The organism is Clostridium aminobutyricum (assembly GCF_017255415.1).
GTDB lineage: Bacteria > Bacillota > Clostridia > Peptostreptococcales > Anaerovoracaceae > Aminipila > Aminipila aminobutyrica.
In genome coordinates, this window is sequence record NZ_JAFJZZ010000001.1 from 1,173,154 (window position 1) to 1,187,589 (window position 14,436).

Sequence of the window (14,436 nt, forward strand, 5' to 3'; positions counted from 1 at the left end):
GATGTTTTAAATGATTTTCACTTTTATAAACCAATAAGCAACGGCACCAAAATAGGAACAGCTATACTCAATACGGTTCCCATTACAAATGCATATACTGCTGTCTCACTATTCGTTGTTTTTTCAATGATCGGGAGACAGACATCCATTGCCGCAGCACCGGGCACACTGCATGCTTCAATATAACCGATTCTTTTTGCTACAATTGGAATGATGATGATTCCGAGCATCTCTCGTATTACGTTATGCAAAAATGAAACGGCACTGATTTCAGCAGAATACTGAGACAAAATAACAGGTGCTAAGGTATACCACCCAAAACCGGAGGCAACCGCCATGGTTTCTCTCGCTGTCATTGGCAAAATTAAAGATGCGATTGCTGCAAAAGCAAGGCATCCGATGATAGAAGCGATTGGAAAAGCCAATATTCGAATCCCAACCCGCTTAAAGTGTTCAACTACTGTCCCTGCGCGTCCCAAATCCAATCCCACAAAGAACAACATTACGCAAAGTCCTACAATTAATAAGTTTCCCGAAATAACATCGATAAAATAGTCCGGAATAAAAAAGTATCCCGAGAGCATTCCCAACGTTACAAAGGAAATGATAATCTTAGTCATCGGCTTTCACTCCCTTTCTGTCTATTCGAAAGAGTTTTCGAACCAAAAAACATGCCAGAATACTTCCAGCAAAAGCAAAAACGGAAATGACTGCTGCTTTGAATCCTATCGTTTGAAGGGATTGAATGACTTCTTCATTCGAACCGATTCTTGCACCCATCGTAAAAATAAGCACAATCAAGCAGCCTGTTGTCACTTTGCTCGTCCAGCTATATGATTTCTCCTTATCTGTATACTTTGCTCCTACTATATAGCCTATGAAAGCCATGCTTAAATATAATATTAATAGACGCAAATGTTACACTCTCTTTCCATTACTATTTATTTATACGCATCATTAAGGGATTTAATAATCCCTTTTGCTACAGCATATGCATAATTGTCGATAAATTCACTTGTTCGCAGCATTTTCAAATCACTTTCATTTGAAAGAAATGCACCTTCTACAATAATCGCCGGCATCACCGTATGTTTTAACACATACAGGCTTGGGCTGCTTCTTTCACCTCTGTCATAGGTTCCGCAAATGCTGACCATTTCATCTTGAACATTAGCGGCTATCGTTTTGCTTGCAATTCCATAAAGATCATTCTCTGTTTTTCCTTCCGCATTTACTTTGCTGTTATACAATACTTCTGTACCGTGAGGAGTTGAGCTTTCATTGGAATTATTATGTACGGACACAAAGAGCGTTGCTCCGTTGTTATTTGCTATCGTTGTTCTTTCGTCCAAAGTGAGATAAACATCTTGATCTCTGGTCAAAAGAGTTTTCACACCGGCACTTTTCAAGTATTCATTTAATTTTAGCCCAATCGGTAGATTCAGATCTTTTTCATATAGTTGATCCGTCTGACCTTGATGTCCAATGCTTCCGCAATCCTTGCCACCGTGTCCTATATCAATAACCACCAGCTTGTCCTTTGCCGCAGTATGAATCATATCAAGCATCCCCGAATCGTCATCAGTCGGGGTATCCGTATTTCCATCGGTCGGTTCCGTTGAAGGTTCGTTTGGTTCGATTACAGGTTCCTCTGTCTTTGGAGAGGTCGCCAGCACGCTTCGAGTAGAATCTTCCCAGCTTACTTCGCAGCCAAGAGCTTCCGCCGTAAACCGCACAGGAATCATCGTACTGCCATAGTAATCTCCATCCGGATCCAGTATCATAGCCGGAACATCCAATGGCTGATCTACTCCGTTCACAACTGCCACATCCGAACCGATAACCAGCTGTACGACTGTATTGTCCAATTTTATATTAACACTTTGGGTATTATTGTCCCAGGCAACAATCCCTCCCATGGCTTCAAACAATGCTCTGGCCGGAATAAGAGTTCTTTCTTTGATAATGACCGGCGGTACATCTTTTTCCCCAAAAGTGATCTCCGTGCCATCAAGAGCTAGCCTAACCGGGTACTCTTGACAAAAATTCAAACCCTCATCTATATCCGACTGTGTAATTTTTGTTCCAGCATAGGCTAACCCCGAAGCCATTGCGATCAGTACTATCACCATCATCAATATTCCTATGATTTTTTTCATATTGTCCCCCTTTTTGCTATTTAGTACCATATTATGTCACTACTCGACTAATTTATATTATACTATTTTATATGGGGTGATAGCAATTTTTTTTTCAGATTCCATTTTATTGAACATGATTTCATGTAAAAAGAAGGCATTAGGAAATGCCTTCTTTCTTTGATAAACCGTCCTTTTTCTTTTTTTATTTACCTAAAATTTCCTATTTTCTTTATTTTAATAATCGATGTAACCCCATTAAATCTATCTTCCCATACCCCCATTTTGGATTTGGATACTTCATATACATATTTCTTTGTGCTGACTGAATCAACAATTTTTTTATATCATATCCTTTTATATCGGTATTGTGTCCTTTTATGACCGCCCACTCCAATACCATAGCCACCACCCCTGATGCATATGCAGCGGCTGCTCCTGTTCCGGAAGCAGAGCCATAACTATTCCCTAAAGTCGGGCAAATCATGTTGACTCCCGGTGCCGCTAAATCCGGTTTCACAAAATTTGTCCTGCTATACCCTAAGCTTGAAAAATCTGCAAGCTCTCCACTGTCGGGGTCATATGCGGTTATCGTCATAGGCTCCTGCGAATTTCCCGGAGAGGTAATCGTTACATTCGGACAAGAATTTAAGAAATAAGTCTCATTCGAAATAAAATGATCTCCCGGCAGCCATACATTGAACCTAGTTTGTATATACATTTTGTTATATACTCTGAATTTCCAGTTTCCTTCCCGAGGGTTCAAAAAACGCACCCATATGACTTGATCTCCCGTCTCTCCGTCCGCCATGAGATTATTGATCCATACTACCGTTTTTTCATCAAGGGTATGCTCCGCACATTGCATGATTCCCATACTAAGCTCCGATATATATTCTCCGGTAGGGGAAGTAATATCAATAGCCACTTGACCCGGAGCTGTTGTCCATAACTCTATACTGAATCCCTTGTCCTGTTCACTAACTTTCAGATTAAATCTCGTAAATCCTTGGTTTTCCATTATATTTCCCTGGTAATGACGTCTTTGATTTCCTTCATTTCCCGCAGATATTACAACCGCCATTCGGGGTCTTTGAGTGATGAGGGTAAGATAGGTACTTAATGCCCCGTGTCCGTCATGCCCTCCTTTATTGCTTCCAAGCGCAACACATAGTACCAATGGACGTTTTAATTTTTCAGCAACCGATATCGCATAACTTATGCCAAGCATGATATCGGAATCTTGGTAACAAACTTCATCCGGCGGGACTAAAAAAACGTCTCGATTCAATTGTTTTGCTTGTTTTAACTTTACGACAACCAATTCTGCCTTCGGCACAACGCCGCAAAAATTTTCTTTAGGATTCTCATTTCCTGCAATAATACCTGCTAACATTGTGCCATACCCCAATTCATCCGTAGTAGGAACAACGGATAGAGGATATGGATCTTGCAATGCAAGATTCAGCATTTGCTTTGTGTATTCCGTACCATAATTATATCCTTCCGGTGGATTTCCGCCATCATTTATGGTTTGATCCCATATAGAAATGATTCGAGAGGTATTATCTATATTTAAAAATGCCTGATGCTGATATTCTATTCCGCTATCAACAATTCCAACCAAAACATCTTGACCTGAATAATCAAAATCGAGGCGCGTTAAATAATGAAGAACGTCAATTTTCCTCAAACTAATAATTGATTCAGGAAAAAACAGAGATTGAAACGCATAATAGGGATAATTTTTAAATGCGCATCTATCCGTGTATGGATTTTGAACATGCATGATAGAATGTCTTGTATTTACGGGAGTGACATTGTCTCCTTCTTTCTTAAAGTTTATCTTTGAATTTTCGAGCAATAAATCCAAGTAATCTTCACTTAGTATCTTATTAACCACAAAAACTTCCTCCCTCATATACTGATATTAATCACCTTATCCAGTATATGAACAGCGAAGTTATTACATACCGTTATTATCTGAAACCTTTTCGCTCAAACTTTGAAGAGATTTCAAAGAATTTTTATCCTTTATAGGACAAAAGTCATTTTATTCGCCTCCGAATCGCTTCGTTCCCAGCTGTCTGTTTTTTCATTGAATTCACTAAAAAAGGCATCCAAAGATGCCTTTTACAGAGTATAGAAGAGTGATATGTATATATGTTAATTTATTATGAATTTAGCAATTCCTTCCTCCCATAGACCGGATGGCTGAGGTGATTTGTAAGTTAATTATTTTACCTCACTATTAATATTATTAATTATATTACATAATCACAATTTTTTCAATTTTTTTACTATTAAAAGTTGATTTTTTATTTATTTTTGCTTGGCTTATCAAGTTTTCAGAAAATACGGTCGATATAATAAAATATAAAGAAACAGGGAGGTTTTTATAATGAATATTAATGGAGTAAATTCTTATTACAAGCAAACATTCCAAAATAGTTCTGCAACTTCAGGGGCGGAGAAATCGGAACAGCTTGAAACGAAAATAACCAGTGGAAACAAGGATACTATCGAAATTTCTGCCAATCAGGTGAATGAAGGGAAAAACGCATATAAGCTGACGGATCAATCCAATTCAACCTATACACAAAACATTGAGACGCTGAAATCTGAGTATGACAGGCAAGTAAAGGATTTCAAAGACATGCTCCGAAAGATGATTGCGCAACAAAGTACCATAAACGGAGGTGTAACTGAAACTCATTTTAATTTTTCTTTTGGCGTAAACCTCGATATTCAGTACAGTTCTTCAAACACACAGACTTCTGATTCCCTGTCCGGTTTTGGGGAAGATGATTATTGGGGAGCAGAACAAACAGCCAACCGAATTTTTGATTTTGCGGTTTCCCTTGCAGGCGATAACGATGAATTGTTATCAACGCTTAGAGATTCGGTAAAAGAGGGATTTAATCAAGTAGAAAAATTATTCGGGGGAGCGGGAAAACTTCCTTCGGTTTGTTATGACACACTGGATAGGATCAATGAACTTTTTGATCAAAGGCTACAAAAACAGGATACGAATGCTCAAGGGAAATCTGAAATATAATCATTGCAAAAAGGGATGCTTCAAATGAATATATCATTTTAAGACATCCCTAATCAATTTTTTTCTAAGCGACTTTACTAAGCAAATGTAATGACTGTACCTTTGTCATTTTCCAGAGCTTCAACTGCGTTATCCAGAGAAGTAATGATCGCCTTTTTCGTTGGATTTGCGCGGACAAACTTCATGGCTGCCTGCACTTTAGGAAGCATGCTTCCCGGTGCAAATTGTCCCTCTTCCACATATCTGGAGGCTTCATTCAAATCCATTTTGGACAGATTTTGCTGATTTGGTTTATTAAAATTAATAGCCACCATTTCAACTTCTGTTAATATCATCAAAATATCGGCTTCCACTTGTTCCGCGAGCAGTTCTGCAGCAAAATCTTTATCGATAACTGCTGCAACTCCTTTTAGTACGCCATTATCTTTTTCAATGACAGGGATCCCTCCTCCACCGCACGTAATCACAACCGTAGAGTCCCATAGCTGCTTCACAGCTGATATTTCAACGATTTTTCGAGGTATCGGAGAAGCTACTACTCTGCGCCATCCTCTTCCTGCATCTTCTTTCATGGTAAAGCCCTTCTCCTTTTCAAGAGTTCTGGCTTCTTCTTCCGTGTAAAAGGGCCCGATCGGCTTAGTTGGGTTTCGGAAAGCAGGGTCCTCTTCCTCTACAATCATCTGTGTTGCAACCGTTACAACAGGGATATTGCGATTTCTTTTATTGAGTGCATACTTCAGCGATTGCTGAAGGTGATAGCCGATATATCCCTGTGACATAGCGCCGCAAACGTCAAACGGCATGACCGGCGTTACATCCTTTGCCGTTTCGGAAGCAAGCAAAATTCTGCCTACCTGCGGACCGTTTCCATGCACCACCGCGATTTCATATCCTTTTGTACTGATTTCTGCAATATATTCACTGGTTTTACGAACTACTTCCAGTTGAGCGTCTGCCGTAGCGGCCCCATTCCCCGATTGTAAGGCATTACCGCCCAGCGCAATTACTATTTTTTTAGGTCGTTCTGCTTTTATCATTTTATCTTATCTCCTATCCTATAGTAAGGTCAGTATATTTAAAAATTAAAAATCATCACGATTAATCGGACACGACATACATCTTGGGCCCCCTCTTCCTCTTGACAATTCAGAAGATGGGATTGTTAATACCTTTATTCCTTTTTGATCCAACAAATCGTTGGTTACATAGTTTCTTTCGTACGTTACAACCGTTCCCGGAGCAATCGCCAGCGTATTGGAGCCGTCATTCCATTGCTCACGCTGCGCTGCCATTTTATCGGTTCCTCCACAACGGATTAATTCGACTGCCGGTAACTTCAACTCTGCTTTCAAAATATGGACCAGCTGTTCCTGCATGCTGGAAAAATGTGATTTTCCGTCTTTGTCGAGTGTGATCTCAAAAATTTGCAGCGGTCCTTCTATTTCGGGATGAATGGTGAATTTGTCAACATCCACCATAGTAAATACGGTATCCAGATGCATAAACGCACGGCATTTAGGAATATCAAAGACCAAAACCTTTGTAAACGAAGACTTGTTAAGCATATTTTCTGCGAAACGTTCGATTGCCGGCACTGTTGTTCTCTGGCTTAATCCGATGGCTACAATTTCTTTTGAGAGCACCAAAACGTCTCCGCCTTCTATCGAGTACTCCTGATCATAATCATACCAAAGGTTTGTTCCCTCCGGTGCAAAGTCCTTGTTGTGCAGGAACATATACTTTAGCAACAATGCCTCACGTCTTCTCGCCTTTGTACTCATATGATGGATGTTAATGCCGTTTCCGACACAGGCTCCCGGGTCTCTCGTAAAATAGAGATTCGGCATAGGGTCCGTATAATACGGATACCCCGACGTTATATAATCTGCAAGGGATTGAGAATGAACCGTGCCGATATCCTCCTTTTTTATCCCTGAAATCACCGTTTCCACCATTTTTTCAGGCGGCATCTGAATCAAATAATCCGCTAACGCTTCTTTCACTCCTTGCGAATAAATCTCACTTTCTTCAATGAATTTATGAATAAATTCTTTTCTTACCGCTGCATCTTGCAATGCTTTTGCCGTTTCATCCACATAATATACAACTTCCACTCCATTTTCCTGCAATAGTTTCGCAAAGCAATCATGCTCCTGCTGAGCTACTTTCAGATAGGGAATATCATCAAACAACAACCGTTCAAAATTGTCAGGAACGAGACCTTCAATTTCGCCTCCCAACTTATGAAGCAATACCTTGTTGAGCTTTCCAATCTCAGAATAATTGTTCATTCCAAGTTTCATACATGTACCATCCCTTCACTAATCATGTTGTTCTGGGTTGCTATCCTCGAATTATATTAGGATATAGTTGCTACTATAACGGCTTTTATCGTATGCATGCGGTTCTCTGCTTCGTCAAATACCTTTGAATGTCTGCTTCTAAATACTTCATCGGTTACTTCTCGGATGTCATACCCCAATTCCATCTGCGATTTAGCCATCGCTGTTTCAAAATCATGGAAGGCTGGCAAACAGTGCAAGAAGATTACGTCATCGTTTTCTGTGGCAGACAACATTTCTGCTGTCACTTTATAAGGCGTAAGCATTGCCACCTTTTCCGGGATTTGAGCTTCTTCACCCATGGATGCCCATACATCGGTATAAAGCACATCCGCATTCTTTAAGCATTCCGGCGTACTGCTGATTTCGATGGTTGCTCCGGTTTCCTTTGCAACAGCTTGTACTTTTTCCAGAAAATCCTTATCAATTTCTTCCGCTAATTTTGCAGGGCCGTATGCCACATAATGCATCCCCATTTTTGCACAGCCAATCATCCAAGCATAACTCATATTGTTTCTGATGTCTCCGCAGAACACAACCTTCACCTTGTTTAAAGGCTTAGCGATATGTTCTTCAATAGTAAGAAGATCTGCCAAAATCTGAGTAGGATGATCTACATCTGTTAACCCATTCCATACCGGTACACCTGCATGCTTGGCTAAACTTTCTACAAGTTCCTGCTTATAGCCTCTGTACTCAATGCCATCATAAAATCTGCCGAATACCTTTGCAGAATCTTCAACAGATTCCTTTTTTCCGAACTGTGAGCTGTTTGAATCCAGAAAAGTTACATGCCCTCCTTCATCTACACAAGCTACTTCAAATGCACAACGAGTTCTTGTGGAAGTCTTTTCAAAGAGCAAAACAATGTTTTTCCCTTTTAGTGCATTTCCTTCGATACCAGCTCTCTTTTTTGCCTTCAAATCTTTTGATAGATCCAGCAAATATCTGATTTCCTCCGGTGTGAAGTCCATCAATGTCAAAAAGCTTCTTCCTTTTAAATTTACAGCCATAATTTGATTCCCCCTTAAATAAAATGATTTATACTTATTTTTTAAATAGACCATGTTTATGAACCGTTATTCATCAAGTTTAAAATCTCATTCATCTTATTTTCTAACATATTTAAATTTTTATCAATTTTATATTCAATGGAATACAAGTTCTTGTAATGCGGATATTCCTTCATAAAATAATTGATATCCCACAGTTGCTTTATTCTTTCGTTAATATTATTTGCGAATAAGAACGAATCATAATACTCTTGTGTTATTGTATCCGGAAAAAAACGCTCTATCTTGGTTTTCAATATAAAGCGGTAAGATTCATATCGTTCTTCAAAATAGTTTTGACCCTCCATGCCGTTATTTTCTATCAATATACTTGCATATGGATTAGTAGAAAAAACACCGATTTTCCATCCATAAAATAGCAACTCTAGATCAATAGAAACATAATCATTCGTAATTGTAAAGATAATATTGTTAAATTGATCCTCCGGCTTTGTTATTTTCAATTTTGACTTCGGAGGGAAATTAACTTTTCGGTCAAACGAGTCAAATAAGTGCGGTTCTTGCCCTTTGATAGCCTGAAACAGTCTAAATTCTTTGCTTGGACGCGGCAGCCTCACCGCCGTTTCACCGATCACATTGCCTTCTAGCGACTGGATTATCGTGTACATCAACGCTTCCGTCATAAGTTCATATTTATATCCGGTATCCGACTGACATCGCTCTATCGTATCATCCGAAAAGGCACGAATATAATGGAATAAATAGTCCGTCGCGCTTGGCTGCATGACAAACCGGTCACCAAACTTGCCAATGCTTATCGGCATCCCTTTTAGATCTCTGGAGGTAGTGAGTTCAACGGTAAACTGCGCCTCTTCAACATCGTTGTTTTTTTCGGAAAACAGCCAGTCCAACTGCGTGTCGGAAACTAAGACGTTCGAATGACTGGTTTTGATATAGTATTTTCTGCTTTCTACTTTGTCCCCTCTTTTTCTTATTATCGCATGTGGAATTTTTCGTTTTTTAGGAATAAGGATTTGCATCACTTCATATTCGTCATTTTGATAATGATTCATCTCTATATTGATAATCGGACTGATATTGTCATTGCATTCATTGACAACTTTCTCTTTGAATTTATCTACGCCGGATTTCATCTCACTCTCAAATTTCTTGAAAATGCCTAGCCCTTCCGGTTGCCCGTCATCTTTAATACCGATGATGATCTGACCGCCTTTTCTGTTTGCAATTCCTACAATCAATTCCAATATTTTAGTTACGGTGAAATTATTCATTTTATCAAAGCAAACACCCGTCTGTTTCAGTTCAAAATCCAGACTTTCATGGTCCTGTTCATTTGCCCGTTTAATGATTTTCTCTAAACTCATAATTCCCCTTTTGCATGCAATAGCTTACTCACTTTTATATATAAATCATCACGTTTCCGAATAGCCTCTTCATCTTTACCATGACTATAATCATAAAACCCTTTTTTTGCCTTTACCCCATAAGACCCTTCTTCATAAAGTTCTTTTAAAATCCGTTGTGGTTCTTTGACATCTGAAAGGTCTGGATATAAATATTCTGCAATATGATAAAAGGTATCCAAACCACCCATATCACAAACTTCAAAAGGACCTAAGCAAGAATATCGAAACCCTAATGCATACTTCACACATCGATCAATATCTTCATACGTTCCCACTTCATTTTCCACTAAATGAAGTGCTTCGCGGAGTATAGCCAACTGAATTCTATTCCCTATAAATCCGGGGACATCTTTATTTACCCGAATTGGCTCCTTTCCTATTTGGAGCGATAAGTTGTATAAATAATCAATCGTTTCTGTTGACGTTCTCTCTCCCTTTATGATTTCAATCAGTGGGATCAAATGCGCCGGATTAAACCAATGCATCCCTGCAAATCGTTCAGGTTTTTTAATTACTTCTGCTATTTTTGTGATAGATAGACCTGACGTATTGGAGGCGAGAATCGTATCTTCTCGAACTATCTGAGAGATTTCACGCCAAAAACTGTGTTTTATAGGCATTTTCTCAACAATAGATTCCACCACTAAATCGCAATTCTCAAAACAAGTTTTGTCACACGTATGAGCTAATTTATTCTGAAGGAATTCTGACTCTTCTTGAGCTATCTCTCCAGCCTTTACTTGCCCTTCCTGATTGATTCGAATAAGATTTTTACTTTTTTCAAGGGCGGTATCAATCACATCATAAATAATAACGTCATACCCTCTATGAGCGAAGATCTGTGCCATAGAGGTTCCCATCAATCCTGCTCCGGCTATAATAATTTTTTTACAATCTCCCACGCGTCTCTCCTTTTAAAATCATAAGAATATACTTGTGAGAAGATTATATAATTAAATGTAAAATTAATCAAAACAGAATTATTTTGTTACTTACTAATCTGTATTATTATCCTGCTAATCCAATATACTCCTTTCTATATCGGGAAAATATGTATTACCAAATTTGGTTAATTGTTCTATTTAAGCATAATTTATTGCATTTTTTCTGGGAAGTATAGTATAATGAGTATATAGAAAGTGCTACCGATAAGCGGCTAGCCCAAAAATGAACAGTGAATAAATAATCGCCTAGTTTTCGAGAGCAGGGCGATTATTTCTTTTTTGTGATTCTATATGTAACATCTACAATGACAAATATTAAGCCGGTAAAGGCTATTAAATCAGTTAACGTTATACTCATAGCATCACCCCCTCGAAAGGGCATAACCGCCTACCGATTCTCTTGGTAGCACTGCTTAAAGTATACCAAAACATTCCAATTAATTCAACTGATACCGCTCGCGCTTAGAGTAGCAGAAATGACAAAATGTACGATAACGGACATTATAATCCCATATAAAGCTATTTATTGCTCGCTGCTTTGTGAATCCTTCTCTTTATCCCTCTGCTCATAGTATGCTCTTGTTAAATCCACGTTTTCCTGAACCCGCTCCTGCAATCTTCCCGCATAAATATCTTGGTATAGAAAATCTTGAATTTGTATGCTCTCCCTGCTTTTTTGATCTTCCGAACGCGATGTTTGCAAGGTTAAATCAATAGAATAAAAAGGAACTTTTTTCTGATCAAATAAGCTTTTTACTTCGACCAAAGTTTGTGCTAACGTTTCCGCGTCTAGCATATTGCTGGTGACATAAAGCACAATATGTCCTTCCTTTTTCCCTAACTCCTTAATGTCGTATTCCTTATCAATTTCGAGCTCGTCAAAAGGTTGGCTTTTATCCATTATTTCACCAAACGCTATATCACTTTCATAAGGGAAATCCTCATTTTCTAATACAATATCTGTTAAATTACGATATTCTGTATCTAATCTTTGAAAAGTATTCCATTTGCTAAGAACCATATCTTTATAATCATCATAAATGAATTTGCCCGTTCCGGTAAATGAAATAGAAAAATGAGTGTCGATGCTCGTTGTTGATTTTACATTCACATGATATTTCCCGTCCTTGAAGTTATAAAAGGCTTTATCCATTGTTAAGTTTAAACCAAAATAGTGTTGTTCAATATATTTTTTAGCGGCATAATTCACCAGTGCTTTTGATATAGGATTGCCCATAAAAGCATTGATAAAAGATAAAACAAAACAGACAAGCGCTGCTGTTACAAAGATCGCCAAATATTTTCTTATTTTCATGTTCATGATAAACCTCTTTCCTTATTGAATTTACGTTGTAATAATTATATATCATCTGTTTATGCATTTGTAGGAAAGATACTTTTTACTTTAACAAATAAACCATCGGGATCAACCCACTGTCATTCGGGGTCTATTCCGTGTCCGTATCTGTAAATCCAAAACGATGGGATACAGTTCTTAAACCAGACTTCAAGTAACAGTAACGTCCTCTAAACGCGAGTACAGCTTTTCATTGTTTAACCATTTATAACCAAAGCCTCTTAATAACATTTTAGCACTATCAGGCCTAATATCCAGTTTTTCAGCTAACTCGTAATGGTTCCATTTTTCCCGTGATAGGATGATTTCTTCTACCGCACAAGGGGCAGGCAAATTGTTTTCCTTAAACATCTTTGATATTCTTTTGACAAGCTCTTTTTTAGAAATAATTTCTCCAGTCAATAGGAGTGCCGCTGAAATGTTGTCACCGTAATTACCCCATAATTCCACAATATATTCTAAAAAATCAGGGTTGCTATCCAGTCCAAAAACCTGCTTATTAGTAAGGAATAGCCCTTTTTCTTTTACCATGCTATGGGTCGCACAAAAATCTTTCAGTTTCGCATCAAGCGTATGGACATTCCAAGCATATTTTCCATCTACCATTAAATACGGCAACACATTCGGGCAATTGTCCATGAAGTCACAGCTATTCGGATAATATTTTTCCAATCCAATGATATCACATTTCAGTTTACTTTCTTTCAGTATTTCAAAGAAGGTGCTTTCTTCGCTGATGTCATGCAGATACATTGTTTCTTCCTTATAGGTGTTCTCCTTTCCCTCCGCTAAATCGATATTGCAGGTAATTTTTAAATCCATCCCCTTAACCCCCATTCACTTTCTCTTTTCATGCTATTCAAGCGATGGTTCCATGATGAATTAATATGAAAGGGAGTATATTAAAATATTTCTGTCTGTATACCATATAAACAACTTCTTCTATATAAAAATATAGTTGTTGTTTTTTCAGTCCGGTGTTGGTATAATTGAGATATAAAAGGTGCTACCGATAAGCGGTTAGCCTGAAAATTAAACGAACATTAAAATAATCGCCTAGTTGACCAGACCGGGGCGATTATTTCTTTTTTGTGATTCTATATGTAACATCAACAATAACGAATATTAAGCCGGTAAAGGCTATTAAGTCCGTTAAAGTTATATTCATAGTATCACCCCCTTGAAAGGGCATAACCGCCTACCGTAGCTTTGGTAGCACTATAGACAGTATATCAAATTCTGGAAAATATTTCAATAAAAAGTCGTTTACATTGAAATAGTGAAATAATGGTTAAAATTGAAAAATGCACGTCTTTTTCTGATGAGAAACGTGCATTTTTACACGAATAAATCGCAGCTTCTTCTAGTCTCCAGCAACCATAAAAGTTAATTTCCATTCATCATTATTTTTATATATGATTGATAGACGATAATCGATCGGAGATCTAATGAATTGTTTCTGTACGTAACCCTTCTTTCCTGAAGGCATCTCAATTTTTATAAGGTCTTGATCTGATTTATTCCAATAATCACTCTCCGTTGCATCCACCTTGATGATATTATAATTCAAATAAGCAATTACTTTTGACTCAAGATCTTTTTTTCCATATACATTTACTTTTTGGCTAATGACTACAAAATTCTCAAAAGCATCAAACTCGTCGGGGAAGCTGCTATAGGTATAAGGCGCAGTAAAAGTCCTATCTTCCTTGCTATAGGACCCTCCTAAACTAATTATCTTCTCAAGCTCAGCCCATAATTCGGACTGAGCGGGGTTCGTATTTAGATTCCAATATTTATAAAAATAATCTTTCCCGCGTTCGCCACCATAGCTTGTTAAAATATTATCATCAAGAAAACGATCTAAAGCGGGTAAGTCTTTTTTATGCACAGCATCTACAAATTCTTTGTATGCTTTATCAAAGTCGGCATCATAAGCCTGCTCCTGCTGAGGTGATAATTGATTTTCAGTTTCAACAGGAATCGTTTCTCCAGATTGATCTGATGCATTGTTACTTGGATTTTGACATCCAGTCATGCCAATTGTGAATACTATCAAACAAATAATGATAATTGTGGGTTTCATTTACTCCTCCAAAGTTTCTTAACTATTAAGTAATTGTTTAGACCATGAAACGGTTTAAATCTTTAGTAGTC

At 37.9% G+C, this 14,436-nt stretch carries 13 protein-coding genes; 1 reads left to right on the plus strand and 12 read right to left on the minus strand.

The genetic code is table 11. From position 1 onward, the window contains the following. Nucleotides 1–23: 23 nt before the first annotated feature. From JYB65_RS05610 to JYB65_RS05625, 4 genes are all read right to left on the minus strand, one after another. A complete protein-coding gene (locus JYB65_RS05610) occupies nt 24–620 on the minus strand; it encodes a LysO family transporter (protein WP_206581605.1) in 597 nt (198 codons plus the stop codon). Beyond that, entirely contained in the window at nt 613–915 is a 303-nt protein-coding gene (locus tag JYB65_RS05615; RefSeq protein ID WP_206581606.1) for a LysO family transporter, read from the minus strand. The genes JYB65_RS05610 and JYB65_RS05615 overlap by 8 nt, the downstream gene beginning before the upstream one ends. Before the next feature lie 26 nt (nt 916–941). Next, nucleotides 942–2,159 (minus strand): N-acetylmuramoyl-L-alanine amidase, encoded by a 1,218-nt coding sequence (locus tag JYB65_RS05620; protein ID WP_206581607.1) that lies wholly within the window; start codon nt 2,157–2,159, stop codon nt 942–944. Between the two features lie 211 nt (nt 2,160–2,370). Next, a complete protein-coding gene (locus tag JYB65_RS05625) occupies nt 2,371–4,041 on the minus strand; it encodes a S8 family serine peptidase (RefSeq protein WP_206581608.1) in 1,671 nt (556 codons plus the stop codon). 498 nt (nt 4,042–4,539) lie between these two features. Here JYB65_RS05625 and JYB65_RS05630 point away from each other — a divergent pair, with 498 nt between their 5' ends. Then, nucleotides 4,540–5,196 (plus strand): hypothetical protein, encoded by a 657-nt coding sequence (locus tag JYB65_RS05630; RefSeq protein WP_206581609.1) that lies wholly within the window; start codon nt 4,540–4,542, stop codon nt 5,194–5,196. A 77-nt stretch (nt 5,197–5,273) separates the two neighbouring features. On the opposite strand, the gene arcC is transcribed toward JYB65_RS05630, so the two are convergent. The 8 genes from arcC to JYB65_RS05670 form a co-directional block, all read right to left on the minus strand. Further along, nucleotides 5,274–6,233: a carbamate kinase gene (gene arcC, locus JYB65_RS05635; protein ID WP_206581610.1), complete on the minus strand. Its 960-nt coding sequence runs from the start codon at nt 6,231–6,233 to the stop codon at nt 5,274–5,276. A gap of 45 nt (nt 6,234–6,278) precedes the next feature. Continuing rightward, nucleotides 6,279–7,499 carry an arginine deiminase gene (gene arcA, locus JYB65_RS05640; RefSeq protein ID WP_206581611.1) on the minus strand — a complete coding sequence of 407 codons (1,221 nt, stop codon included), beginning with the start codon at nt 7,497–7,499 and terminating at the stop codon, nt 6,279–6,281. A 56-nt stretch (nt 7,500–7,555) separates the two neighbouring features. Further along, complete coding sequence (gene argF, locus JYB65_RS05645; protein WP_206581612.1) at nt 7,556–8,551, minus strand: ornithine carbamoyltransferase; 996 nt, start codon at nt 8,549–8,551, stop codon at nt 7,556–7,558. A 56-nt stretch (nt 8,552–8,607) separates the two neighbouring features. After that, nucleotides 8,608–9,936 carry an AlbA family DNA-binding domain-containing protein gene (locus tag JYB65_RS05650; RefSeq protein WP_206581613.1) on the minus strand — a complete coding sequence of 443 codons (1,329 nt, stop codon included), beginning with the start codon at nt 9,934–9,936 and terminating at the stop codon, nt 8,608–8,610. Then, the gene (locus JYB65_RS05655) at nt 9,933–10,880 is read right to left on the minus strand and encodes a 3-hydroxyacyl-CoA dehydrogenase NAD-binding domain-containing protein (protein WP_206581614.1); all 948 of its coding nucleotides are present in this window, start codon (nt 10,878–10,880) and stop codon (nt 9,933–9,935) included. Before JYB65_RS05655 ends, JYB65_RS05650 begins: the two co-directional genes overlap by 4 nt. A 565-nt stretch (nt 10,881–11,445) precedes the next feature. Further along, nucleotides 11,446–12,243 (minus strand): YfjL-like protein, encoded by a 798-nt coding sequence (locus JYB65_RS05660; RefSeq protein ID WP_206581615.1) that lies wholly within the window; start codon nt 12,241–12,243, stop codon nt 11,446–11,448. 186 nt (nt 12,244–12,429) lie between these two features. Next, entirely contained in the window at nt 12,430–13,101 is a 672-nt protein-coding gene (locus JYB65_RS05665) for a hypothetical protein (RefSeq protein WP_206581616.1), read from the minus strand. 541 nt (nt 13,102–13,642) lie between these two features. Continuing rightward, nucleotides 13,643–14,365, minus strand: coding sequence for an SH3 domain-containing protein (locus JYB65_RS05670; protein WP_206581617.1), 723 nt, complete (start codon nt 14,363–14,365; stop codon nt 13,643–13,645). Between the last annotated feature and the right edge of the window lie 71 nt (nt 14,366–14,436).